The following is a 25,044-nucleotide window of genomic DNA, read 5'->3' on the forward strand; positions in this document are numbered from 1 at the left end:
TGCACACCACGAAGCGGGCGAGGGGCGGTATGCACTTGCGTGCTACACATTTTATGTGATTTTTGCTGCGCAAAAATGGCGCAATTTTACAATTGCGCTAGGCTTGCGCTATCGCGCCCATTATTTGTATTGAGCAAAGCTTCATAAAGGTTTTTTGAAGTGGGGAGGTTGCGTAATTGTTTTAGGTTTAGATTCTATAAATGCACGAGATTCTGAATCTGTTGGGCTAGATTCTAATTTTTCCAAACATAGATTGTGTGAGTTGCTTAGATTCTGAATCTATTGAGTTGGATTGTAAAATGGCTTTTAATTCTGCGGGGCTAGATTCTGCAAATGTGTTAGATTCTATACAATAGAGATTCTGAACTTTGTTTGTTCCTTTGAATCTGTTTTGGTTTTTGTGCGTATTTTAGAATCCGCCTTGTTTGAATTTAAAGCTTTGTCTGGGCTTTCCTTAGATTCTACATCTCATATTTGGCTTAGTGCGTGGGGGAGTGTGAGCTTTTAGAATCTAGAGATTTTGCTTCACTAAATATGAAGGGATTGTGTGCTTGGGCTTAGATTTTAAATCTACTTGAGACTCCGCACTTGGTGTGGTGTGGATTGTGTGGGGTTGTCGCCGCTAGCAAAAAATTAGTCATTGTCGTGGGGCTTATAGAGCTTTTGGGGGGTGTGTGGCGGGTGCGGGGGCGGGAGCGCAACGCCCCACTACTCCACCTCCGCATCGATGACATCATCATCTTTGCCCTTTTTGCTCTCTTGCGCACCGCTATTTTGGGTTTGGTTTTGCATAGCTTGGGCGAGAGATTGCGCTTTTTGGCTAAGGTTTTGAATCTTAGATTCTAGCTCCTCCTTGCCCACGCTCTCGTTTTTGAGCGCGTCCTCTAAGTCTTTGAGCGCAGATTCTATGCCCTCCACCTCTGTGGCAGGGATTTTGTCCCTGTGCTCATCAAGGCTCTTTCTTGTCTGATACACGAGGCTATCGGCTTGGTTGCGTAGCTCGATGAGCTCCTTTTTCTTAGCGTCCTCTTCTTTGTGTAGCTCGGCGTCTTTTACCATTTTTTCGATTTCAGAATCTGAAAGCCCGCTAGAACCGCTGATTTTAATCTCTTGGGATTTGCCCGTGGTTTTGTCCTTGGCACTCACGGTTAAGATTCCATTGGCGTCAATGTCAAAGGTTACCTCGATTTGTGGCACGCCACGCGGTGCGGCAGGGATACCGGTAAGATCAAAGCGCCCAAGCGATTTATTATCACGCGCTAGCTCGCGCTCACCTTGCAATACATTGATTGACACAGCGGGCTGATTGTCCTCATAGGTAGAGAATACCTGCGTTTTTTTCGTAGGGATAGTCACGCCGCGCTCCACGATTTTGGTAGCAATCCCCCCAGCAGTCTCTATCCCTAGGCTTAGAGGTGTCACATCAAGCAATAGCACATCTTTGACATCGCCTTTGAGCACGCCGCCTTGAATCGCTGCACCCACCGCCACGACCTCATCGGGATTCACTGATTTGTTGAGATCTTTGCCGATGAAATCTTTGACACGCTCTTGCACCTTGGGGATACGCGTAGAGCCACCCACCATCACGACTTCGCTAATATCACTTTTACTAAGCCCCGCGTCTTTTATCACAAAATCGATTTTGGCAATCGTCTCATCGATTAAATCCTCTATGAGGCTCTCAAACTTCGCGCGAGTGAGCTTTTTGACTAGGTGCTTAGGACCACTTGAATCTGCAGTGATAAATGGTAGATTAAGCTCCGTCTCCTGCGCGCTGCTAAGCTCCTTTTTGGCAGTTTCTGCCGCGTCTTTGAGGCGTTGGAGTGCCATCACATCGTTTTTGATATCAATCCCGCTTTCGTCTTGAAATTCCTTAGCCGCCCAATCGATGATTCTGTTATCAAAGTCATCGCCGCCCAAAAACGCATCGCCGCCCGTAGCGAGCACTTCCACGACATTATCGCCCGTCTCAAGCACGGTAACATCAAAAGTCCCTCCGCCCAAGTCATACACCATAATCTTTTCGGATTCTTTTTTATCAAGCCCATAAGCAAGCGCGGCGGAAGTGGGTTCATTAATGATACGCAATACATTAAGCCCCGCGATCGTCCCTGCTTCTTTTGTCGCTTTGCGCTGCGAGTCGTTAAAATACGCGGGCACGGTGATCACGGCTTCAGTTACGCTCTCGCCTAGGTAGCTCTCGGCGTCCTCTTTGATTTTCATCAAAATTTTGGCTGAAATCTCTTGGGGCGTGTAGATTTTATCCGCTATCTCTATCGCACACGCGCCGTTTCTGTCGATGATTTTATAAGGCAGTCGTTTTTGTGCCTCCTTTGCCTTGTCTTCATTAAACATCAAGCCCATAATGCGCTTAATGGAATAGATTGTCTTTTGCGGATTGGTAACTGCTTGCCTCTTAGCGGGCTCGCCCACCAAAATCTCGCCCTTATCGGTAAAAGCCACGATGGAAGGCGTGGTGTTTTTGCCCTCTTTGTTGGCGATGACTTTTGCTTCATTGCCCTCATACACTGCCATTGCCGAGTTTGTAGTCCCTAAGTCGATTCCGATTACTTTTGCCATAGTTTATCCTTTGTGTTTAAGTTTAGTCGTTTTTTACAATGCTTACCATTGCAGGACGCAGCACGCGCCCTTTGTATGTGTAGCCATTTTGCAGCACTTGCGCGATCTGCCCATTTTGCTTGGCAGGATCTGGCACTTGCATTAGGCATTCGTGCAGATTGGGATCAAACTCCCCATCGGCTGCTATATGCTCTATCCCGTGCTTGCCTAGTGCCTTATAAAAGCTCTCAAGCGTGAGCTCTAAGCCCTGCACGATCGCCTGCTGCTCCGCGGCTTGCGCGGATTCTAACGCCTTTTGTAAGGTGTCAAGCACAGGGAGCAAGTCGATACCAAAACGCTCGTTTGCGTATTCTAGGCTTTGGTATTTTTCGCGCTCCAGACGCTTTTTGGTGTTTTCAAAATCCGCAAACGCCCGCACATACTGATCTTTTAGCTCATCGTACTTGGATTGCAGTTCTTGAGAATCTTGTGCATTTTCCGCGCCTTGCTCATCTTGTGCAAGGTTTTGGGATTCTTGTGAATCTAGCTCCTGTCGCGACTCTAGTCCCTCTTGCGCAATATCTTGGGCTTGGCTCTCTGATGTGTGTTCTTGCATACAACCTCCTTTGTTAGATTTAGCTCGCAAGCTCTTTGTAAAAGCTCACATAGTCCCTATCCACCTCGCCACACACGAGGATATGTCCGCTTTGTCCCTCTGTGGTGCGAAACTCCTGCATAATGCCAAGGTAGTTTTTGGGCAAAAATTCTTCAAAATAGATTCCATCTTGAAGCTTGTGAAAAACATAGCCGTTTATAATGTCTAAAAATACCTCCTCGTTTGAAGTTAGTCTAAGCATTTCACAAAGCGCGCTCACACAAAAGCGCATTAGCTCGCCTTCATACGCATTGCCAAGTGCCTCTAGTAGCTCCTTGGCGCGCACTTGGTAGGCGATTTTTTGGATATCGGTGATGTCGAGATTCTTTAGCTCGTGCAAAAACCGCTCTAGCGAGGCATTATACGAGAGGATCGCATAGCCCTGCTCAAGCTTGAGTGCCAAAAATTCATTATGGATATTGAGAATCTCTTGGAGCGTATTGCGCGAGTGTAGTCGCACCACACAACAGATATTGTGCGCATAGCTGCTGTGCTTTAGCCTCTCTAGGTTTTGCACGATACAGGGGCTTTTGGGATCGATATGCTTTAGCCAATGGTTTTTTAACGCCGTGTAGGTGGGGATACGCCCGCTGCTGATATGGGGCTGGGCGAGCCAACCCTCCTGCACCAATGCCTTAAAATAATTCCGAATAGTCGCCGAAGAGACGCCCATATGATAAGAGGCTTTGAGAGATTCTGAGCCGATGGGCTCTTTGGACTTGAGGTATTGCACAATCACTTGCTCAAGCAATAAATCTTTTTTAGAACTCATCGCCTCTCCTTTCAAAATCTCAAAATTTTTGGGCGGTATTATACCAAGATTTTTAGCAATTTGGTAAATAAATTGCTAATTTTCATTAAACTTTAGTCTATTTGCATAAACTTATCTAAGTATTTTTATTTATGAAATATATGCCTAATCGTATCATACTAATTGCACTAAGTCTGATAATATGCGCACATTCCCACAAGCCCCCACGAGATTCACAGGGGAGTGAAAATCCCACACGCGAACTCCCCCTAGCCCACCAAGGCACAAAATGCTATAATGTGGCGCAACCTCAAAATAACCTCAAAAAAGAAGCAACGATGAAATCCGCATTGAAAAAAGTGTATAAAAGCCTTATGCACGCGTATTTTGGACGAGATTCACTGACTAAAGACATTTTAGATTTTAGGGGCGTGGGATTTTTGCCCAGACAAAAACTCAAGCTTTTAAAACGCTACAAAGCCCATCTGCACGCCATAGATTCACTGCTTTATACCAAGCTATGTGCCAAGGAGCGAGAAGTGCTCATAATGTGGCTGCTTAAGCGATGGGTAATTGGGGGGCAGATATAGCCGATGATTTTTGGCGCGCAAAAATAAACCTCGCTTTTATACAAGGCGAAAAGCTCTACCATAGCCGAAACAGCGCACAATCCCCCATAACAATCCCTTTTGAAAACCAAGAGATTTTATACCACACAAGCTGCCCTTTGCCCCACTACGCGCACTCTACCGAGCAATCCATCGCCTTTTATCCCATCGTGCATACATTTTGCTACGCGAATACGAGAGGGAGGGCTTCAATCCCAACGATGGCGAAGTAATTTTTGATTGTGGCGGGGCGGAGGGCGATACTGCCTTGTTTTTTAGCGCACTATATCCAAACTCCCCCATTTATAGCTTTGAATGCGCCAAGCCCTCATACGCGCTGCTGCGCCAAAACCTCATCGCAAACCACAAACAAGCACAGATCAAAGCCTATGAATACGCCATAGGTGCCACGACACAGACACTGCACTTTGACTCGTGGCATATTGTCCCGCAAAAAAGCGCGACAAGCATAGAAGTAGAATGCGTATCCATCGATGATTTTATCGCAAAGCACGATATCACCAACCTCGGGCTTATCAAAATGGACATCGAAGGCGGGGAGCAAGACGCCCTAAGGGGCGCACTGCAGAGCATTAAGCGATTTAAGCCAAAGCTGATGATTCCAATCTACCACTTAGAAGATGATATCGTGGAGATTCCAAGACTCTTGCATTCTTTGAATCTCCGGATGGAGTTTTCACTCAAATGGACAGAAATACGCGCGTGGGGTATGGATTGCGTGCTCTTTGTGCGCTTTGTGTGATGTATAGACATAATTTTACGCAAGTTTGCTAGGGCAAACTTGATGCCGCTCGCGGAGAGTGAATCTCCGCTCGCTCCGCTGCGCGTTCATACACAGAATCTAAATGCGAGATTCTGTAATTGTTTGGTGTCAGCGCGTCAGGAACGCGATTTGGCAATGGCGCATTTTCTATAAAGCAAATTAGATTCTGTAACCTAATACAGAATCTCACTCGCCTTGTAAGCTAAACTTAACTTTTAAAATTTGTGCTAAAATGGCGCATTTACTTCATTTTCTAAGGATTATGTATGGTGCTCAAGGATAACTTCAAAAAAGAGGGCGATTTTTTATTCCGATACAGGAGTTATTTGCCACTAGTGGTTATTCCGCTCTTTGTCCTTTGTCTGCTTAGTTTCCCACAAAATCTCCTCTTACCGCGTATCCAAATGCAAGAATTCTTTTTTCTCAATCTCTTTGTAGAGAGGGGCGCGGAGCTAAACTTCACCTACAACACGCCGCTAGTGGTGTGCGCGCTCATCGTGGGGCTAGTGGGGCAGTTTGTCAGAATCCTAGTCGCTGGGTATGTCCCGCGCGATACCTCTGGGCGCAATACCAAAGCCCAAAAGGCAGAGGTGCTCAACACCACGGGTATGTATTCGCTCTGTCGCAATCCTCTGTATTTGGGGAATTTTTTGATGATGCTCTCCCCCGTGCTGCTACTTGGCAATTGGCTCTTTGCGCTGTGCTTCACGCTGGCATTTTGGCTCTATTATGAGCGCATTATCTATGCAGAAGAGAGCTTTTTGACCCAAAAATTTGGCGATGTGTATTTACAATGGGCGCAAAACACGCCCGCATTTGTCCCCAGCTTTCGCAACTACACTAAGAGCACGCTTGGATTTAGTATGAAGTCTATGCTAAAGCGCGAGTATCACTCGCTTTTTGGGCTAGCGGCGTCGCTTTTTGTGGTGCATTGGATCATCAGCGCGTATGTGCTAGGGAATGTCATCAGTATGTTTGAGCCGCTTATTAGCGCGTTTTTTGTGCTAAGCGCGGTGGTGTATGTCGTGATGCTCGTGCTTGTCAAAAGCACCAAAATCTTTGAGATAGAGGGGCGATAGACTCGCACAAAGCCGCCAAACAAGCGCAAACTAAGGGCGGTTTGACTACAATTGCCCCAAATCACTCCAAACTAAAAGGTTATAATCCCCCATGGATTCTAATATGTATGCCCACTCTGCCCTTAGCCTTGTCGTGCCCTTAGTCACCATCGCGCTCGTGTTTTTCACGCGCCGCGTGGTGCTCTCGCTCCTTTTAGGTATCGTGCTAGCGAGCGTTATGCTGCATTATCAAAATCCCCTAGACGCCCTCACTTACGCCTACAAACGCATAGCCTCGGTGTTTTATGAATCCACCCCAAATGGCGTGGCAATAAACGCCCAAAGCCTCTATGTCTTTGGCTTTTTGTTTATGCTAGGCATTCTCACACAGATTATGAGCTACTCGGGCGGGATTGCGGCGTTTGTGCGCTGGGCGCGGCGGCGTGTGCGCACACAGAGAGGCTCGGAGTTTTTTGCCTTTATCGCTGGGATTGTCGTCTTTGTCGATGATTATTTTAACGCCCTAACTGTGGGGCAGGTGAGCAAATCGCTCAATGACGCCAACCACTCCACGCGTGAGCGTCTAGCCTATATCATAGATTCTACCTCTGCGCCCATTTGCATTTTGATGCCCATCTCTAGCTGGGGCGCGTATATCCTTATGCAGTTTAATAAAAACTTTGAGACTGATAGCTTCGTGCTGCTTTTTTCTAGCATTTGGGGGAATTACTACGCGTGGTTCGCGCTTTTGGCGGTGTTTCTCACGATTTTGTGGCAGATAAACCTCCCTGCTATGTGCCAAAACCAAAATGTCGGCGTGAGCGAGCACCTAGACTTCACGCCACACACGGGTGCGAGCGTGTGGCTTCTCATAATCCCCATACTCGCCCTGCTTGGCTTTGTGGCGGGTCTTATCTTTTACACAGGGTATTTGGAGAGCGGGGAGCTTAGCTTCTTAGGTATGCTTGGGCACACGGATACGGGGTTTTCGCTCTTTTTTGGTGGGCTAGGCGCGCTGCTGCTTAGCCTCGCTCTCTCCGCGCGCCACATCGCCCTGCCCAACTACGCGCCTATCCTAAAAATAGGCATTGCCTCTATGCTCCCTGCGTGCCTCATACTCGTGCTAGCGTGGGCGATAGGACCTATTATCAAAGAGGATTTGAGCACGGGTGTGTATTTGGCGGATTTGAGCAAGGAATTTTTAGAATCTAGCGCGCTCAATCCGCATATAACTATCGTTGTCGTGAGCTTTGGGATCTCTGGATTTATCGCCTTTTGCACAGGGACTAGCTGGGCGACTTTTGCCATTATGATACCCATCGCCTCAAGCCTCGCGCAGGCTAATGGCATAGATTTGGTGCTCGTGCTCTCTGCCGTGCTTTCAGGCGCGGTGTATGGCGATCACGCCTCGCCCATCTCGGATACGACGATCCTCTCTGCCACAGGGGCTGGTTGCTCGGTGCAGAGCCACTTTATCACGCAGCTGCCCTATGTGAGCGTGGTGGCTGCAATCGCGCTCGTGAGCTTTGGCGTGGCTGGCGGGCTAGATTCTGTATTGTGGGGGCATATCGTGGGGCTTTTGCTGATGTTTGGGGTGTTTTATGGGTTTAAAAGATTCTATGGCGCATAGAATCTAGCGAGATTTGCACATTCACGAGCGATTTTCTCGGATTCTGGGCGCAATTAAAGGGATTTTTTGTATAATCAGGGCGCATTTTTCACAAATTTTAGAGCCTTCACACATATTTTTAATACATTCTATCATCACTAGGGGGTTGTAATGAGCTTGACACTTGGCATTGATATCGGCAGCACGACGGCTAAAATCGCGCTAATGGAAAATGATGAGATCATCTATCGCCATTATGAGCGGCATTATTCCAAAGTGCGAGAAAAGAGCATAGAGATTGTTGAGAATCTGCGCGAGATTATCGGGGAGCGGGAGTTTAAAGTCTCTATTTCTGGCTCGGCTGGGTTTGGGATCTGCAAGGCAGTGGGGATAGACTTCGCCCAAGAGGTGTTTGCCACGGCGGAGGCTATCAAGTTTTTAGAGCCCGATACGGATGTGGTTATCGAGCTTGGTGGGGAAGATGCCAAGATATTATTCCTAAGCGGTGGGACAGAAGAGCGTATGAATGGCTCGTGTGCTGGGGGCACGGGGGCGTTTATCGATCAGATGGTAACACTCCTTGCCATTGACGCTAAGACTTTTGATGAGATTTCACTAAAGCACAACAAAATCTATCCTGTGGCAAGCCGCTGCGGGGTGTTTGCCAAAACCGATGTGCAGCCCCTCCTCAATCAAGGCGTGAATAAAGAGGACATCACCGCGAGTATTTTCCAAGCTGTCGTGGATCAGACGATCAGCGGACTTGCTCAAGGGCGCAAGATAGGGGGCAAGGTGATGTTTTTGGGCGGACCGCTGTTTTTTTACAAAGGCTTGCAGAGGCGATTCCAAGAGACATTAAAACTCGATGATGAGCACGCGATATTCCCAGAATACGCGCAATACTCCGTGGCTATCGGCGTGGCGTTGTGCGCGCGTCTAAACTCCCAAAGCTTCACTTGCAACTCGCTATTAGCCAAGCTCCAAGAATCTAAAAATGTCGCTTCAAGCAATAAATACCTTGAACCGCTCTTTGCTAATGATGAGGAGTATCGGGAGTTTCTCGCACGGCACGAGAGCGCGAGTGTCGATGAAGTGAGCATAGATGAGGCATTTAGGAGCAATGGATTCCGCAAAATCGATGCGTTTGTGGGTGTGGATTGCGGCTCGACGACGACAAAACTCGTGATTATCGATGAGTTTCATAGAATCCTCTACCAATTCTACAACTCCAACCAAGGTAATCCCGCGAGCGTGATACACGATCAGCTCCAATACATTTATGAGAATTTTGGGGAAAAGATTCATATCAAAGGCAGTGCGGTAACGGGCTATGGCGAGGAGCTCATCAAGGCTGGCTTTAACCTCGATGCGGGGCTTGTAGAGACTATCGCGCACCTCAAAGCCGCGCAGCATTTTAACCCCCAAGTGGATTTCATCATCGATATCGGCGGGCAGGATATGAAGTGTTTTTATATCAAAAACAAAACCATAGATTCTATTATGCTCAATGAAGCCTGCTCGAGCGGGTGCGGGAGCTTTATCGAGACTTTTGCGCGCTCGATGGGCTATGATGTGCAGACATTCTCGCAGTTTGGGCTAGATTCTAAGCACCCTGTGGAGCTAGGTAGTCGCTGCACGGTGTTTATGAATAGCTCGGTTAAGGAGGCGCAAAAAGAGGGCGCGAGTATTGAGGATATCTCAGCGGGGCTTTCTATGAGCGTGGTTAAGAATGCTATTTATAAGGTTATCCGCGCGCGTGATGCCGATGATTTGGGCAAGCAAATCGTGGTGCAGGGCGGGACATTCCTCAATAACGCAGTGCTAAGGAGCTTTGAGAAAGAAATCGGGCGCAATGTGATCCGTCCCAAAATCAGTGGGCTTATGGGGGCGTTTGGCGCGGCTTTGTATGCTAAGGGGCTCAATCTACAAAGCTCGGCAATTATCACGCAGGAGGCACTCCAAAACTTCAACCACATCGCAAAAGCCACCGTGTGCAAGATCTGTGGCAATAATTGCAATCTCACTATCAATAGATTCAGTGATACCTATGGTTCTAAAAAATTCATCTCGGGCAATCGCTGCGATAAGCCCCTAGGCTTTAAAAAAATCGTGCATTTGCCCAATATGTATGACTACAAGCTCCAAAAACTCCAAGATTTGTTTGCCTATAAGGGCTTTGACAAAGAGCGCAGTGTCGTGAAATTTGCCTCTAAGGGCAAGATCGGGATCCCTCTAGGACTAAATATGTATGAGAATCTGCCCTTTTGGCACACGCTTTTAAGCGAGCTAGGCTATGAAGTGGTAGTCTCGGATATGACAACGCGCAAAACCTTTGCCAAGGGGCAGTATTCTATCCCTAGTGATACGGTGTGCTACCCCGCCAAGCTCCAGCACGGGCATATTGAGAATCTTATGGACAAGGGCGTGGAGATGATTTTTTACCCTTGTATGAGCTATAACTTTGAATCTGATGAAAAGCACAAAGACACGAGCACAAACAACTACAACTGCCCCGTGGTGGCGTATTACCCAGAATTGCTCAATGCCAATGTCGATAGATTGCGCGAAGTGCGGTTTTTATACCCATATGTGGGCTTGCACAAAAAAGATGAGTTTTACAAAAAATCCCTGCCCTTTTTCACCAAAGAGCTCAAAGTCTCCAAAAAAGACTATGCCAAAGCGTTGGAGAGAGCCTATGCCTTTAGGGAGCAGTGGCTAGATGATATACAGCGCGAGGGCGAAAAGGTGCTAGCGCATATCAAAAAAAACAATCTCAAAGCCATCGTGCTCAGCGGACGCCCCTACCACATAGATCCAGAGATAAATCACGGGATTGACAAGCTCATAAACTCCCTAGGGCTCGTGGTATTGAGCGAGGATAGCATCTCGCACCTCGCGGAGGCAAAGGATCTGCAGATTCTCAACCAATGGAGCTACCACTCACGGCTTTATAACGCCGCGGAGTTTGTGTGCGAGAATCCAAACATCGAGCTTGTGCAGCTTGTGAGCTTTGGGTGCGGGATAGATTCTATCACGACTGATGAGGTGCGCGCGATTTTAGAATCTAGAGGGCGATTTTACACCCAGATTAAAATCGATGAGATAAGCAACCTAGGCGCAGTCAAAATCCGCATCCGCTCGCTGCTGGGTGCTATGGAGGAGAAGCTCTCAGGCAAAAAGCACAACGCCCTCACAAGCATTTTGTTCTACAACAACACCCAAAAAGAGATGCGCAAAATGATGGCATTTACCAACTAAAAAGGAGAGAGAATGACGCAAAAAATTTCTATGTCCAAAAGCGAATTTGGCGGTGAGTTTGTGAATTTTAAAAGCCCAAGTGCGGGAGATTCTAACCTGCCGAGTGTGAAAAAGTGGAATGTAGGCATTAGCAGCAATGACGCGGTGCTAAAGGGCGAGCGTGAGATCATCAAAGTGCCCTTTACCAAGGAGATGAAAGAAACGCACACGATTTTGGTGCCGATGATGCTGCCCATACACTTCCGCTTTTTGGTCAATATCCTGCACTTGCACGGCTACAAGGCAGAGCTGCTACACAATGAGGGTGCGGGCGTGGTGAATGAGGGCTTGCGCAATGTGCATAATGATACTTGCTATCCCGCGCTGCTTGTGATTGGGCAGATGATTGACGCGCTAAAAAGCGGCAAATGGGATCTAAGCAAAGTCGCGCTGCTCATCACCCAAACTGGCGGGGGCTGCAGAGCTAGCAACTATATCCATCTCCTGCGCAAAGCCCTCAACAAAGCAGGCTTTGGCGAGATACCCGTGATTTCACTCAATTTCAGCGGGCTAGAGACGGGGCAGGGCTTTAGCGTTACGCGCCCAATGCTCCAAAACTTCCTATCAGCTATCATCTATGGCGATTTGCTTATGCACATCGCTAACCAATGCAAAGCCTACGAGCTCAACAAAGGCGATACAGAAGCGATGGTGAGCAAATGGGTAGAGCGCATCACCACGCCCGGAAGCAACGCGGGGCTCACGAGCTACAAGGCGCAAAAGCGCGATATGGAGGAGATTTTAGAGGACTTTGCCTCTATCCCGATGAGGCGTGATAAAAAGGTGCAGGTGGGGATCGTGGGCGAGATTTATATCAAATTTTCCCCGCTTGGCAACAACAATCTCGAGGATTTCTTGCTAGGGGAGAATTGCGAAGTCGTAATTCCGGGCTTTTTGGATTTTTGTCTGTATTGTATCAACGATAGCATTGTGGAGAACAAAATGTATGGCGGCAAGCTCAGCACGCGCCTTATCTACAAGCTCGTGTTTGAGTATTTTTGCAAAAAGCAAAAGGATATGATAAAAATGATCCAAAAGCACGGCGTATTCCGCACACCATCGTATTTCAAGCACACTAAGACTTTGGCTGATGGGTATGTGAGCGAGGCGATGAATATGGGCGAGGGCTGGCTACTCACTGCCGAGATGCTAGAGCTCATCGAGCAGGGCGTGAATAATGTCGTTTGCACGCAGCCATTTGGGTGTTTGCCAAACCACATCGTGGGGCGCGGTATGATGAAAATCATCAAAGAAAAAAACCCACAGAGCAACATCGTCTCCATCGACTACGATCCAAGCGCGACGAGGGTAAATCAAGAAAATCGTATCAAGCTTATGCTCTCAAACGCCAAAAAGGAGCTCGAGGCAGAGCTCGCCTAAAGCCCAGATGAGAGCAGGGACGCAAGCGGGTGTGCGCACAATTGGGCGCGCACATCGTGGCGGATTTGCCATTGTCACAAGAGCTACGCGCCTTATGTCGCACTCACGGGCAGTCAGATCCCCTCACTGCCTACCTAGAATCTAGAGTGGGATTTTGGCTCTAATAATTTGGACAAAGCATAGATTCTAAGGCATCACACAATCCACCTCCCCACAAAATCCAGTCAAGATTCATAAAGTAAAATAGAGAATCTAAGAAAGCTTAGAATCTAATCTAACAGAATCTAGTGTGAGTTTAGAATCTAATTGCATAGAATCTAACGCATTTACAGAATCTAAGCCCAATAGATTCTGAATATCGGGCTAGGTTCTGTAACGCGCTAGATTCTCAACTTTGCCTTTGTGAATCTTGGGTTGTTTTTGGGAGTGGGTTGTATGCCCCATCACTTCTCGCTCAAAATTTTCATCTCGCCTTCTTGTAGCCACACATAGAGATCCTTGCGATGACTAGAGCTAAAGCTCACCTTGCCATTGAGTAAAGCCCGATAGTCTTGTCTAAAATTCACGCGATACATCTCTCTGCCCTCTCCATTGGGGAATGGCGCGATATCTATGCCGCTAATCTCGATTTGCTTCTCCTCGTTTTTGGCAAATATGCGGCTTTTATACTCAGCAAACGCCTTGTAGCGCATACCATCTTGGCGGACAAAGTTCTCCTTGTCATAAAACTTCAAATACCCCGCCAAATCGCCCTTTTTCCACATTTCTTTCCACGCATAGAGTCCCGCGAGGATCTGCGCTGCTTGCATCGCATTCATCGTGCGCAGCTCGCCCTCGGAGATAATCACGATAGAATCCCTATAATCCACCAAACCATCGTATTTTTTCAAAAGCTCATTATCGATGGCGATGCAGCCTTTGGTGTTTAGCTCCTCGCGATTGCCATCTAGGGGCAGTCCGTGTATCCAAATCCCGCTGCCCGTGCGTCTAAGCGATCTGTCGTAGGTGTTGGGGTAGTTTGTAGCAAACGCCAAGGGACCATAATAGGGGGGCAAACCACTAAGGCGCGCGGTGAGATCATACACGCCAATGGGCGTGGTGAGATCGCCCTCGAGCTTTTTGTGTCCCTTGCCTTGCGCGACAAGCGCACTCGAGCTCCCTAGCAGCTCAAAGCCCTGATTTGTTACCTTAAAAAGCCTAAGATCTGGCAGGGCTTTGTCTGATACAAACACATAGCGCGTGGTTTGAAAATACCCATAGCTCACATCTCTCTCCCCCACGACCTTGAGCCAATAGGGCACGGAGAGCAGGTAAGATTCTAACTTTTCTTGCACGCTTGTGATGCCTTTTTGTTGGTAGAGATTGACAAGCTCAAAGGTGCTTTCATCAAGGGCGTCTAGGGATTGTGCCAAAGGCTGCGCCACAAGGACACCCCACAAAGCACAGCAGAGCGCACATATTTGTAATATTTTTTTCAACTCTTCTCCTTTTGTCTATAGCCTATCTATCGTGGCATATCCGCGCAGTCATAGCCGATCTTTTTGAGTTTTTTCTCTTCCTTGCTCCAGCCCTTTTGCACACTCACTTCAAGTTTCAAAAACACCCTTTTGCCCAAAAGAGATTCTATATTTTTTCGCGCGAGTATGCCGATACGCTTGATAGTCTGTGCGCCCGCGCCGATGACTACGCCCTTTTGGCTTTGTTTCTCGAGGATTATTGTAGCATAGATTCGCTCGATTTCGCCCTCCTCGTAGCGTTGGATTAGCACATCGCTTTCATAGGGGATCTCATCGCTTAGATTCATAAACAAGCTCTCGCGGATGAGCTCTTTGACAATCTCTCTAGTTTGCGCGGTGGTTACGCACTCCTCATCAAACAAAAACGCAGAATCTGGCAAAAACCTCGCCACCACATCCAAAACCTCGCTTGGGGCAAATCCACGCCTAACGCTCACGGGCAAAAGCGCGAGATAGTGGGATTGGTAGGGCTGATACTGGGCGATTTTGCGCATAAGCGTGGCGTTATCGAGCGTATCGGTTTTGCTAAGGAGCAGGATATGTCGTTTATGCACCGCCTTATCGCGCGAGAGGTTTAAAAACTCCTCATAATGCCTTATCTCATCGCTTGCAGGTGCTAGATACATCCCCATATCACAATCGCTCATCGCACGCAGGGATTGGTGTAGCATATATTTGTTTAAAAGCTTTTCTTGATGATGGATCCCGGGTGTATCCACAAAGACAATCTGCGCATCATACGCCCCGCGCTCATCTGCGCCGCTATGTGGCACGATAAGATTGAGCTGCTTGCGCGTGGCGTTTGCCTTGTGTGAAGTGAGGGAGAGCTTTTGCCCAAGGAGGGCGTTTAGCAGCGTGCTTTTGCCCGCATTTGGTCTGCCCAAAGTCGCTACAAACCCGCAACGCGTCTGTGTCTCTCGCATAACCACCTACAAAATATAGCGCGCCAAATCCACATTTTCCACGAGCTCGCCGAGCTTTTGGCGCACCATATCCGCAGTTATCAGCACTTCTTTACCGATATACTCCTCGCACTCAAAGCTAATATCCTCTAGCACGCGCTCGATAACCGTATGCAGTCGTCGCGCCCCGATATCCTCGGTTTTTTCATTGGCATTAAATGAAAGTCTTGCAAGCTCTCTTATCGCCTCGTCTTCAAACTCTAGCGTGATGTCTTCAGTCTGGAGCAAAAGCTGGTATTGGCGGATGATGGAGCTTTTGACTTGGGTAAGAATCTTATAAAGGCTTTCTTGGGTGAGATTCTCTAGCTCCACGCGCAGTGGAAACCGCCCCTGTAGCTCTGGGATAAGATCGCTAGGCTTGCTAAAATGAAACGCCCCCGCTGCGATAAAGAGGATATAATCTGTGCGAATCTGCCCGTATTTGGTATTTACCACGCTTCCTTCCACGATAGGGAGCAAATCCCTCTGCACGCCCTCCTTGCTGGGATCTTGGCGTGAGCCTTCCTTGCCACTTACAGCGATTTTATCAATCTCATCGATAAATATCACGCCCTTTTGCTCGGCGCGCCTTAGCCCCTCTTGCTTGATAGCTTCATAATCCAAGCATTCCTTTGTCGCCTCATACACGAGCGCGTCTTTTGCCTCCCTCACACTCATTTCGCGCTTTTGGCTCTGCTCTTGCGCGCTCAAAACCTTGATGATAGATTCTTGGACTTTGAGCATCTCGGGGGGGAGGCTTTCGTCATTGAGCGAGGAGTTTTTGCTCGCCTCTATCTCGATAGTGAGTGAATCCATCTCGCCATCACGCACCTTTTGCTTCATCTTGGCAAAACTCTGCTCATACTCCATCTTTTTTTGCTCACTCACGCTATGGGGCAGCGGCGGGAGGATTTTGCGCGTGATTTTATTGAGGATATACTCTTGTATGGCTTCTTGCTGCTGTTGTTTGTATTCTTTCTCGACGAGATTCACACTTGCAAGCACCAAATCCCGCACCATAGATTCTACATCGCGCCCCACAAACCCCACCTCGGTGTATTTGCTCGCCTCGACTTTGATAAATGGCAGCCCCATAATCTTTGCCATACGTCTTGCGATTTCGGTTTTGCCCACCCCCGTAGAGCCTATCATCAAAATATTTTTTGGCGTGATTTCTTCTTGCACTTCTTTTTCTAGCTTCATTCGTCGGTAGCGGTTGCGCAGGGCGATAGCCACGCATTTTTTGGCTTCTTGCTGCCCGATGATATAATCATCCAAATACGCCACAATCTGCCGCGGCGTCATATTTTCTTTCTCTAGATTCTGCATTATGCTAACTCCAAAATTTTAATATTTGTGTTGGTATAGATACACAGCTCGCCCGCGATTTTTAGCGATTGCTCTACGAGTGTTTTGGGCTCTATCTCTGCTAGTCTATCGAGTGCCCTAGCCGCGCTAAGCGCGTAGTTCCCACCGCTACCAATCGCAGCGATTTTGCCATCTTCTGGCTCCACCACATCGCCCGTGCCACTGAGGATAAAAATATGCTCTTTGTTTAGCACAATCATCATCGCTTCAAGCTTGCGCAGGTATTTATCGCTCCGCCATTGCTTGCTAAACTCTAGGACTGAGCGCACCAGCTCGCCCTTTTTGCCCTCCAAAATCCGCTCAAACATATCAAAGAGGCTAAACGCATCCGCCGTGCTGCCTGCAAAACCGCTTAGGATTCTATCATTATAGAGCGTGCGGATTTTTGTCGCATTGCCCTTTAGCACACAATTCCCAAAGGTTACCTGCCCATCGCCACCGATGATGGCGTATTGCTTGCCTTTGTATTCGCCCTTGTAGCCTAGTATCGTTGTCGCTTCAAACATAAATTTCCTTTTGTGAGATTCTATAAAAATCCTATAATTTTAAAATATAGCCACGCGTGATAGCAATTTTGCCCTAGCTCGGTTTATAGACAAGGTGCTAACCCAAATCACGCTCCTGACGCGCTGACACTAGAAAACCACAGAATCTCGCTCTGGATTCTGTGTATGTTCGCGCAGCGGAGGGGCGAGGGGCTCTGCCTCACGCCCCGATAACAAGTTTGTGAAACAAACTTGCATAACAATAATGACGGGCTCGCGTAAGCCGGAGCGAGAGCGGATTCACTCCGCTCAAGCGATAGCAATTTTGCCACAAGCAAAATTGCATTAAATATAGTCGGGTTTATAGACAAGGTGCTAACCCAAATCGCGCTCCTGACGCGATTGCACCAAGAGATTCTATAAACTTGCCAAAAAACGCGGTATATGATCGCGCAGCGGAGCGAGAGCGGATTCACTCCGCTCAAGCGATAGCAATTTTGCCACAAGCAAAATTGCGGACAAAATTATAGAATCTCTTTTGTTAATCTCTCGCTTTAGATTTAGGATTTTTGCACCAAAGCCAGAGCTAATGCGTGATGTTTTAGAATGTTGCTAATTTTTTTAAGGAGGTTGCATGCGTGCTTTAGGAGTGTGCTTGTATCTTGCATTGTGTCTTTTGTATGCTAAAGATTCCACTTTGCGCACCAAGGATTTGCAGCTAATAAGCTATGATGAGATCTTTTACACGCTTATTGACAAAGACGCTAAAGCCTTTGTGCTGTATGATAAGGGGATTTGGCTAGAGGGGCCCATAATGCTAGCTGATAAAAGCCTCATTTTTAGCGATGTGAAAGCAAACAAAGTCCTGCGCTATGATGAGGATAGCGGCGTGAGCGTGTATCTCTCTCCCTCACATTTTCAAAACGGACACGCGCTTGACACACAAGGCAATCTCATCGCCGCTTCACATGGCAAAAGAGCCCTAGAGCGGCTAGAAAATGGTGCATGGCACACGCTTATAGATTCTTATAAAGGCAAAAGATTCAATAGTCCTAATGATTGCGTGGTGCATGAGAGTGGGGACATATATTTCACTGACCCAGCCTTTGGGATAAAAAACCCACAAGAGAGCTATGGCGGAGAGATAGAGCAAGATGGAGAATATGTCTATCGCTACACGCCAAAAAGCAAAAAGCTTGTGCGCCTGCATACCCCACTACTCAAAGCCCCCAATGGAATTGCCCTCTCGCCCGATGGCAAAACCCTCTATGTAGCAGATTCACAAAGGGCGTATGATGCCAAAGATTCTGCCTTGCACGCCTATATCATCGCCTATACGCTAGGACAAGGAGGGGATTTGTGTGAGGAGCGCGTGTTTGCGAGCTTCACAGAGGGCTTCCCTGATGGGATTAAGGTGGATTCTCTAGGGAATGTGTGGGCAAGTGGCAAACGAGGAATCTTTGTGTTTTCTCCACAAGGTGTGTTGCTCGGTGAGATTGTGCTGGGGAATGTCGTGGGCAATCTTGCCTTTGGAGTGGATAGGGCGGGTAAGCCTGTGCTGTATATAACCGCAGATAGAGAGCTACTAAAGATTGGATTATTGCAAAAATAGCTAAGCCACATTGCTTATTTTCTCTTAGATTCTGTCAAATCCCTTGCGCAATCGCGTAAGCGGATTTTGCAAAAAATTAAAAACACAATACATATTTTCATTTTTTTGCGCTATCATTACGGCACTAAATCCCAAATTCTACACAAAGGATTGCAAATGAAAAAATCGTTTCTTTTCACTTCAGAATCTGTAACCGAAGGACACCCCGACAAAATGGCAGACCAAATCAGCGATGCGGTGCTTGACTACATCATCGCACGTGATAAAAATGCGCGTGTGGCGTGCGAAACACTTGTAAGCAATGGCTTTTGTGTGATTGCTGGCGAGCTAAAGACGAGTGTGTATGCCCCAATGCAAGAAATCGCGCGCAAAGTCGTGCAAGAAATCGGCTACACAGACGCGCTCTATGGCTTTGACTATCGCTCTGCCGCGGTGCTAAATGGCATAGGCGAGCAAAGCCCAGATATCAATCAGGGCGTGGATAGAGCCGATGGCGAAATCGGCGCGGGCGATCAGGGGCTTATGTTTGGCTATGCGTGCAGGGAGACGGATACGCTTATGCCTCTGCCTATTTGGCTCTCTCATCGCCTCACAGAGGGGCTAGCCACAAAGCGCAAGGACGGAAGCCTGCCGTTTTTGCGCCCCGATGGAAAATCCCAAGTAACCGTGCGCTATGAGGACGGTGTGCCTGTGGCGATCGATACGATTGTCATCTCTACCCAGCATAGCCCCGAGACTCAGCAGACGCATTTGCGTGATGCCGTGATTGAGGAAATCGTCCAAAAGGTAATCCCCGCAAAATACCTCAACGACAATATCCGCTATTTTGTCAATCCCACGGGGAAATTTGTCATCGGCGGACCGCAGGGCGATGCGGGGCTCACGGGGCGCAAAATCATCGTAGATACCTATGGCGGGAGCTGTCCGCACGGCGGTGGGGCATTTAGCGGCAAAGATCCTAGCAAAGTCGATAGAAGTGCGGCGTATGCGGCGCGCTATGTGGCTAAAAACCTCGTGGCAAGCGGCGTGTGCGATAAGGCAGTAGTGCAGGTAGCCTATGCTATCGGCGTGGTAGAGCCTGTCTCAATCCTAGTGGATACGCAAGGCACGGGCAAGGTGGAGGATTCTAAACTCACAGAATGCGTGAAAAAGGTATTTGCTTTGACACCAAAGGGCATTATAGAATCTCTTGATCTCTTGCGACCAATTTATCAAAAAACCGCTGCCTATGGGCATTTTGGACGTGAGCTACCTGAATTTAGCTGGGAGAAAACAGACAAAGTCGAGGCGATTAGGGACTTTTGCGGGGTGAAGTGAGAACTGTGAGAGCACACAAGAGAGAATCTTGTGTGAATCGCTAAGAGGGAAAAATAATGTATCCACATAATATACGCGAAGAAGAGCTAAAAAACAAAGTAGCTAAGGATTTTTTTAGTGGCTTTGATAGCACCAAGATAAACGATAACATAGACTTTTGGATTTGTCCTAAGGATAATCTTTTTACGCAGGTTGCAAGCTATCTTTGGGCGGAAGCAAAGCGGGGCAATAAAGCAGATATTATAGAATCTTTTGTGCAGTTAATCCTAACTATTGGTAAAAAAAGCTTACAAAACATCTTTAGCCCACCTAGCTTTTTAGGTGCTTTTGATTGTGAAAAAATAGCCTTTTTACCCTACAACTCTATAATGCACTTTTTCTCACAAAATGACTTTAACTGGAATGTGCGTCCAAGCGATCATGAAAGCAAGGAGTTTAAACAACTCTATGCAGAATCTAAGTCCATTATAGAATCTCAAAGCCTTTTGTTTTATTTCTCTAAGGATAACAAAGCCCTAAAAGACTTTATAAAGACAAATTTTATATTAGAAAACGCACACATAAACAGATAAAAAATTGATAAAAATAACTTTGTTAATATCTATCTAAGGTGGCAAGAGGAAGTAAAAGATTGCATTGATGTAAATTGGGAAAACCTAGCCAAACAATACAAAATTTTAGATTCTGATTTTTACTTAGCTGATCTTTTAAGCAGTGAAAATAAAACTCTCACACAAAAGTTACAAGTTATTTTACAGAGCACACATTATGAGCTTTTGCGTTCTAAAAACGATGTGGGTTTATTTTCAAGCACTAAGGCAGAATTAAAACACAAAACAAAACACGAGCAGTTTTGGAACCGCTACGAAAGACCGCCTAAAGAGGAGTATTGGGACTATATCATCGAGCGGCGGGATTTGCTTGTGCCTCAAAATCTTAGAGAATATCAAGGTGCGTTTTTTACCCCTAGAATCTGGGTAGAAAAATCCCAAGAATACCTAGCAAAAACCTTAGGCGAAAGCTACCAAGAGGAATATTATATCTGGGACTTAGCCGCTGGCACGGGTAATCTACTAGTAGGCTTAAGCGATAAATATAAAATCTATGCCTCCACACTTTATAAAAGTGATGTCGATGTGATGATACAAAGGATACAAAGAGCTAATCTTAATCTTTTAGAATCTAATGTCTTTGTCTTTGACTTTTTAAATGACGCTTTGCCTTGTGTGCTACATAAAGAAAAACAAGATTTATGTTTTAATTGTAAAAATTTTGATGAAAATACAAGTAAAATTCCAAAAAGTCTTATAAATATCTTACAAGATTCTAAAAAGAGGCAAAAGCTCATAATCTTTATAAATCCACCCTATGCGGAAACAGCCACAAAAAGAACAAGTGATGAGAATAGAATCAACAAAAGAGGAGTATCTTTTACAGAAGTGCAAGAACGATATGCTAATAAGATTGGCATTGCTACAAAAGAACTTTTTGCCCAATTTTTGATACGCATTAAAGAAGAGATTTCAGATTGTATCCTTGCACAATTTTCAAAGTTGAAAATTGTGCAAGGACCGAATTTTTATAAGTTTCGTTTAAGGTTTAAAGCGAAATTTTTGGGTGGCTTTGTGTGTCCTGCTTATACCTTATGATAATGTCAAAGGAAATTTTCCTATTGGCTTTATGATATGGGATTTGAACAAAGAAGAACAAATACAAAATATCGCTTGCGATGTATTTTCAGAAAACCTAGAATTTATAGCACAAAAAAATTTTTTTGCTTATGATGAAAATATATTTATAACAGATTGGTATAGAATATATCACACAAGAATACTTAGCAGTGATGTTTTGGGGGCGATAGGATTGTATGGTAGTGATTTTCAACACAATAATTTTATTAGAATCACTAATGCGAATGAACACCCAAATAGATGGACTTTTATCACTCCAAACAACCTAATCCCCACCTGCATTTATCTAGCTGTGCGCCATGCCATAAAAGCCACTTGGCTAAATGATAGAGACCAGTTTTTGTATCCAAATGAGATGTGGGAAAAAGACAGCGAATTTCAAAATGATTGTCTAGTTTTCACTCTCTTTCACGGACAAAATAGAATTAGTGCTAAAGAGGGCGTAAATCATTTTATACCCTTTAGCGAATCTGAAGTAGAAGTAAAAGAAGCTTTTGAATCTCACTTTATGTATAAATTTATCAAGGGTAAAATCAAGATAGATTCTACCACTACAAGCAAGGCAAAGCAAAGTAAATTTAGTGATGCAGATTTGGAACTAGAATCTAAAAGCTTTATCCCAAATAAGCCCTTAGAATTTAGCACCGAAGCACAAGCAGTCTTTGAAGCAGGAAAGGAAATCTATAAGTATTATCATCAAAACTTTGAGCAAATCCCTGAAATCCATAGCCAACACAAAGACGAGTTTTATAAGAATTACAACCCAAATGTAAGCCTATATGATATAAAGGGTTATTTTCAAGGATTTAAAGAAAATGGACAAGGCACAGCTAAAATGAATATTAAAAGTATAGATTCTGCCTATAATGATTTAATCGCTGATTTGCGTTATGCCTTAGATAAACTTGCTAAAAAAATAAAGCCAAAGATTTATGAGTATGGCTTTTTACTAGAGTAGAATCTAGCCTATAAAGCCCTAAGCACACTAAGAATCTGCTATAATGCTAGGAATCTAAAGGAGAATGCTATGACTATTATGCTTAAAAATGTGGATTTTGAGACCTTGCAAGTGCTTGAGAGCCTAAAGGGGCTTAAGAAAGATTTGGAGATAGAGAAGATTCCAAATGAGGAGACGCTAGAGGCGATGAGAGAGTGTGAGGAGATACTCGCAAACCCGCATAAATACAAGAGCTATCGCAATGTCGATGAGATGTTTGAGGATATTTTAAATGACAGAGCTTGAAGTCAAATATTCTAAGCTTTTCAGAAAAGACTTAAAGCGATACAAGCACAAACCCCAAAAACTAGAAAAAGCCAAGGAAGTAATACGCAAGCTAGCCAACAATGAGTCCTTAGAATCTAAGCACCGCGATCACGCCCTGCAAGGCGAGTATAAGGGCTATAGAGAATGCCACATAGAGCCTGATTTGCTCCTAATCTATAAAAAGTGCGAGGATATTTTGGTGCTAGTGTGCTTTCGGCTAGGCAGCCATAGCGAGGTGTTTTAAAGAATCTAAAAGGAGTTTGCTATGACTATTACCTTAAAAAATGTGGATTCTACCACGCTAGAAGCGATTAAAAATCTGCAAAAAATACAAAAAAATTTAGAGATAGAAATACAAGGGGAAAAAGACTTTGAGGCATTACGCAAAAAAATGCTAAAAAAGCTCGAGTTGCCAAAAAATAAAGCTGTCTTTGAAAGACTGAAAGATAAATGAGATACCTTAGTCTAGAGGAAGTTATAACCCTACATAACGATATTATGGAATCTATGAATGGGCTAAAAGGCTATAATCCCGCACAGATTGACTATTTAGATTCTGCCCTAACCCACATACAAAATGATGAGCTCTATTCTAGCTTTTTAGATAAGCTTACGCACCTAATCTTTTCTTGCGTGAAGTTTCACCCCTTTTTAGATGGCAATAAACGCACTGCTATTTATCTTGCCGATGCCTTTATAGAGCTAAACTACCCCGAACTTGTGTGTGAAGATTTTTATCTAAAGCTAGAAGATGTCGTGGTGGAAGTAGCAAGTGGTAGTGTCAGCAATAACAGATTGCGCGAGATTCTAGGAGAAATATTAGGTATCAAATGATAATAAAAGATGTGCGTGTGCATAATCTCGTATCCAAAAAAAGTTTGCCATAAGCTAAGCCCTCACAAAAGCCTTAGCACGCTTGCAGCGAACACACACGCACTCTCACTGCGCAGCACAAGCTCCCCCGCCACACTGACTTTATGAGGCAATCTAGCGCGCTCATCGGGGCTAAAGCCCCCTTCAGCTCCGATGATAATACTTTTGCCCCGTAGATTCTCTATGAGATTTGCGCCCTCCAGCTCCACCCCGCCAAACTCCAGCGCCACACAATCCCCATAGCGTGAGAGCACACTCTCCAAATCGGGCAGCACCTCAATCTCTAGCAGCGTGCTCCTGCCGCACTGCTCACAAGAGCGCGTGAGGATCTTATGCAGCCGCGATAGATTCGGGCTAAAGGGCTTTTGGGAATAGCGCGCAAAAAAAAGCGTGAGCTTGCTCACACCTAGTTCATTCAGCGTTGGGAGGGTTTTTTCTACGATTTTGGGATCGACAATCGCCCAGATGAGATGCGCTGCGCGCCCACCCCCGCAAGGCACGCAAGAATCACAAGGCGCACTATCCACAAGCTCTAGGCGTGCCTTGTTTCTATCAAGGTGGGCGATGTGGTAAGTATAGAGATGATTATCTGTGAGGTTGCAGAGCGTGAGTGGGGCGCGCTTATCGTGGCGGCGGGCTTTGAAAATATGCGTATAGGTCTCACCGCCAATCTCGAGCACAGGCACCCCAGCATCGGGGTGATAGACAAAGCGCATCGCCTAAAACACCTGCGTGCTCAAAACAATAAGCCCATAGAGCGCGATATCAATAAGATAGAGAATCTTACAAAAGCCCACATACCGCTCCATCGCCTCCATACTTGTGCGCCTAGCGATTTTTAGAATCTTGATACGATACATCTCGCCCCCAAACACCACGAGGCAAAAAATACTCATCACAATCGTGCCAACCCCAAAGCTCTGGGGATGAAAAAATAAGATATTAAGCCCGCTTAGCACCGCCACAGAGAGGAGAAAAAAGATAAGGGGCATCATAAACCAAATGCGTTTATTAAGCTGCACGAGGTTTTTATAAAAAAACAAACTCCAGAGATTGAGGACAAAGGGCAGGATAAAAAAGAGTGAAAAAAAGCCGTGATAAAAGGTAAGCTGGTTGAAAGATTCTAAAATCATAGGCGTTTGGGCTAAAGTCTGGGCGAGTGCTTGCGTTTCTTGCATATGTTATCCTTAAGGTTTGCTTAATATTATGTCGGGCTATTAACTTTAAGGTTTTATTATTACAAATCTTTTTTAACCACAAATTCGCACACAG

Annotated in this window: 27 protein-coding genes; 17 read left to right on the top strand and 10 right to left on the bottom strand. The window is 45.9% G+C overall.

What is annotated here, in order from left to right; all coding sequences use genetic code 11:
* Window positions 1–708: 708 nt before the first annotated feature.
* Genes dnaK through ACH2BK_RS06050 form a run of 3 tightly spaced genes read right to left on the bottom strand, consistent with a single transcriptional unit; the run spans window position 709 to window position 3,989 of the window.
* Window positions 709–2,583 carry a molecular chaperone DnaK gene (gene dnaK / locus ACH2BK_RS06040; protein WP_395002595.1) on the bottom strand — a complete coding sequence of 625 codons (1,875 nt, stop codon included), beginning with the start codon at window positions 2,581–2,583 and terminating at the stop codon, window positions 709–711.
* Window positions 2,584–2,605: 22 nt separating this feature from the next.
* Window positions 2,606–3,178 carry a nucleotide exchange factor GrpE gene (grpE, locus tag ACH2BK_RS06045; RefSeq protein ID WP_395002597.1) on the bottom strand — a complete coding sequence of 191 codons (573 nt, stop codon included), beginning with the start codon at window positions 3,176–3,178 and terminating at the stop codon, window positions 2,606–2,608.
* Between the two features lie 19 nt (window positions 3,179–3,197).
* On the bottom strand, window positions 3,198–3,989 hold the full coding sequence (locus ACH2BK_RS06050) for an HrcA family transcriptional regulator (RefSeq protein ID WP_394997448.1): 792 nt from the start codon (window positions 3,987–3,989) through the stop codon (window positions 3,198–3,200).
* A 131-nt stretch (window positions 3,990–4,120) separates the two neighbouring features.
* Between ACH2BK_RS06050 and ACH2BK_RS06055 the strand changes: the two genes are divergently transcribed.
* From ACH2BK_RS06055 to ACH2BK_RS06065, 3 genes are read left to right on the top strand one after another with little or no spacing between them, the layout of a single operon-like run.
* Entirely contained in the window at window positions 4,121–4,558 is a 438-nt protein-coding gene (locus ACH2BK_RS06055; RefSeq protein WP_395002598.1) for a hypothetical protein, read from the top strand.
* The gene (locus tag ACH2BK_RS06060; protein WP_395002599.1) at window positions 4,534–4,809 is read left to right on the top strand and encodes a hypothetical protein; all 276 of its coding nucleotides are present in this window, start codon (window positions 4,534–4,536) and stop codon (window positions 4,807–4,809) included. Before ACH2BK_RS06055 ends, ACH2BK_RS06060 begins: the two co-directional genes overlap by 25 nt.
* Entirely contained in the window at window positions 4,758–5,339 is a 582-nt protein-coding gene (locus ACH2BK_RS06065) for an FkbM family methyltransferase (RefSeq protein WP_395002600.1), read from the top strand. The genes ACH2BK_RS06060 and ACH2BK_RS06065 overlap by 52 nt, the downstream gene beginning before the upstream one ends.
* Before the next feature lie 28 nt (window positions 5,340–5,367).
* Here ACH2BK_RS06065 and ACH2BK_RS06070 read toward each other — a convergent pair whose 3' ends face one another.
* Window positions 5,368–5,550 carry a hypothetical protein gene (locus ACH2BK_RS06070; protein ID WP_395002602.1) on the bottom strand — a complete coding sequence of 61 codons (183 nt, stop codon included), beginning with the start codon at window positions 5,548–5,550 and terminating at the stop codon, window positions 5,368–5,370.
* A gap of 76 nt (window positions 5,551–5,626) precedes the next feature.
* On the opposite strand from ACH2BK_RS06070, the gene ACH2BK_RS06075 reads away from it, so the two are divergent.
* The 5 genes from ACH2BK_RS06075 (at window position 5,627) to ACH2BK_RS06095 (ending at window position 12,868) form a co-directional block, all read left to right on the top strand.
* Window positions 5,627–6,439: a methyltransferase family protein gene (locus ACH2BK_RS06075; protein WP_395002604.1), complete on the top strand. Its 813-nt coding sequence runs from the start codon at window positions 5,627–5,629 to the stop codon at window positions 6,437–6,439.
* Window positions 6,440–6,542: 103 nt separating this feature from the next.
* On the top strand, window positions 6,543–8,048 hold the full coding sequence (locus ACH2BK_RS06080; protein ID WP_395002606.1) for a Na+/H+ antiporter NhaC family protein: 1,506 nt from the start codon (window positions 6,543–6,545) through the stop codon (window positions 8,046–8,048).
* A gap of 150 nt (window positions 8,049–8,198) precedes the next feature.
* Window positions 8,199–11,285, top strand: coding sequence for an acyl-CoA dehydratase activase (locus tag ACH2BK_RS06085; RefSeq protein WP_395002608.1), 3,087 nt, complete (start codon window positions 8,199–8,201; stop codon window positions 11,283–11,285).
* A gap of 12 nt (window positions 11,286–11,297) precedes the next feature.
* On the top strand, window positions 11,298–12,704 hold the full coding sequence (locus tag ACH2BK_RS06090) for a 2-hydroxyglutaryl-CoA dehydratase (RefSeq protein ID WP_395002610.1): 1,407 nt from the start codon (window positions 11,298–11,300) through the stop codon (window positions 12,702–12,704).
* 29 nt (window positions 12,705–12,733) lie between these two features.
* Window positions 12,734–12,868, top strand: coding sequence for a hypothetical protein (locus tag ACH2BK_RS06095; RefSeq protein WP_395002612.1), 135 nt, complete (start codon window positions 12,734–12,736; stop codon window positions 12,866–12,868).
* A 279-nt stretch (window positions 12,869–13,147) separates the two neighbouring features.
* Here ACH2BK_RS06095 and ACH2BK_RS06100 read toward each other — a convergent pair whose 3' ends face one another.
* Genes ACH2BK_RS06100 through hslV form a run of 4 tightly spaced genes read right to left on the bottom strand, consistent with a single transcriptional unit; the run spans window position 13,148 to window position 17,036 of the window.
* Entirely contained in the window at window positions 13,148–14,182 is a 1,035-nt protein-coding gene (locus ACH2BK_RS06100; protein ID WP_395002614.1) for a murein L,D-transpeptidase family protein, read from the bottom strand.
* A 26-nt stretch (window positions 14,183–14,208) separates the two neighbouring features.
* Window positions 14,209–15,144 (bottom strand): GTPase Era, encoded by a 936-nt coding sequence (gene era, locus ACH2BK_RS06105; RefSeq protein ID WP_394997461.1) that lies wholly within the window; start codon window positions 15,142–15,144, stop codon window positions 14,209–14,211.
* A 6-nt stretch (window positions 15,145–15,150) separates the two neighbouring features.
* Window positions 15,151–16,491 carry an HslU--HslV peptidase ATPase subunit gene (gene hslU / locus ACH2BK_RS06110; RefSeq protein ID WP_395002617.1) on the bottom strand — a complete coding sequence of 447 codons (1,341 nt, stop codon included), beginning with the start codon at window positions 16,489–16,491 and terminating at the stop codon, window positions 15,151–15,153.
* Complete coding sequence (gene hslV / locus ACH2BK_RS06115) at window positions 16,491–17,036, bottom strand: ATP-dependent protease subunit HslV (RefSeq protein ID WP_394997464.1); 546 nt, start codon at window positions 17,034–17,036, stop codon at window positions 16,491–16,493. Before hslV ends, hslU begins: the two co-directional genes overlap by 1 nt.
* Before the next feature lie 613 nt (window positions 17,037–17,649).
* On the opposite strand from hslV, the gene ACH2BK_RS06120 reads away from it, so the two are divergent.
* The 9 genes from ACH2BK_RS06120 (at window position 17,650) to ACH2BK_RS06160 (ending at window position 23,733) form a co-directional block, all read left to right on the top strand.
* Complete coding sequence (locus tag ACH2BK_RS06120; protein ID WP_394997465.1) at window positions 17,650–18,627, top strand: SMP-30/gluconolactonase/LRE family protein; 978 nt, start codon at window positions 17,650–17,652, stop codon at window positions 18,625–18,627.
* Window positions 18,628–18,783: 156 nt separating this feature from the next.
* On the top strand, window positions 18,784–19,944 hold the full coding sequence (gene metK, locus ACH2BK_RS06125; RefSeq protein ID WP_395002621.1) for a methionine adenosyltransferase: 1,161 nt from the start codon (window positions 18,784–18,786) through the stop codon (window positions 19,942–19,944).
* Window positions 19,945–20,000: 56 nt separating this feature from the next.
* Window positions 20,001–20,516, top strand: coding sequence for a hypothetical protein (locus ACH2BK_RS06130; protein WP_395002623.1), 516 nt, complete (start codon window positions 20,001–20,003; stop codon window positions 20,514–20,516).
* A gap of 351 nt (window positions 20,517–20,867) precedes the next feature.
* Window positions 20,868–21,593, top strand: a complete 726-nt coding sequence (locus ACH2BK_RS06135) for a hypothetical protein (RefSeq protein ID WP_395002625.1) — start codon at window positions 20,868–20,870, stop codon at window positions 21,591–21,593.
* Window positions 21,562–22,593 carry a hypothetical protein gene (locus ACH2BK_RS06140; RefSeq protein WP_395002629.1) on the top strand — a complete coding sequence of 344 codons (1,032 nt, stop codon included), beginning with the start codon at window positions 21,562–21,564 and terminating at the stop codon, window positions 22,591–22,593. The genes ACH2BK_RS06135 and ACH2BK_RS06140 overlap by 32 nt, the downstream gene beginning before the upstream one ends.
* Before the next feature lie 69 nt (window positions 22,594–22,662).
* A complete protein-coding gene (locus tag ACH2BK_RS06145; protein WP_395002631.1) occupies window positions 22,663–22,878 on the top strand; it encodes a hypothetical protein in 216 nt (71 codons plus the stop codon).
* Complete coding sequence (locus tag ACH2BK_RS06150; protein ID WP_395002633.1) at window positions 22,865–23,143, top strand: type II toxin-antitoxin system YafQ family toxin; 279 nt, start codon at window positions 22,865–22,867, stop codon at window positions 23,141–23,143. Before ACH2BK_RS06145 ends, ACH2BK_RS06150 begins: the two co-directional genes overlap by 14 nt.
* A gap of 21 nt (window positions 23,144–23,164) precedes the next feature.
* Window positions 23,165–23,353, top strand: a complete 189-nt coding sequence (locus tag ACH2BK_RS06155; RefSeq protein WP_395002635.1) for a hypothetical protein — start codon at window positions 23,165–23,167, stop codon at window positions 23,351–23,353.
* Window positions 23,350–23,733: a type II toxin-antitoxin system death-on-curing family toxin gene (locus ACH2BK_RS06160; RefSeq protein ID WP_395002637.1), complete on the top strand. Its 384-nt coding sequence runs from the start codon at window positions 23,350–23,352 to the stop codon at window positions 23,731–23,733. The genes ACH2BK_RS06155 and ACH2BK_RS06160 overlap by 4 nt, the downstream gene beginning before the upstream one ends.
* A 62-nt stretch (window positions 23,734–23,795) precedes the next feature.
* On the opposite strand, the gene ACH2BK_RS06165 is transcribed toward ACH2BK_RS06160, so the two are convergent.
* Complete coding sequence (locus tag ACH2BK_RS06165; protein WP_395002639.1) at window positions 23,796–24,488, bottom strand: 16S rRNA (uracil(1498)-N(3))-methyltransferase; 693 nt, start codon at window positions 24,486–24,488, stop codon at window positions 23,796–23,798.
* Window positions 24,489–24,491: 3 nt separating this feature from the next.
* Window positions 24,492–24,950 carry a hypothetical protein gene (locus ACH2BK_RS06170; RefSeq protein ID WP_394997478.1) on the bottom strand — a complete coding sequence of 153 codons (459 nt, stop codon included), beginning with the start codon at window positions 24,948–24,950 and terminating at the stop codon, window positions 24,492–24,494.
* Window positions 24,951–25,044: the final 94 nt, after the last annotated feature.

It is taken from the genome of uncultured Helicobacter sp. (genome assembly GCF_949282165.1).
Lineage (GTDB): Bacteria > Campylobacterota > Campylobacteria > Campylobacterales > Helicobacteraceae > Helicobacter_F.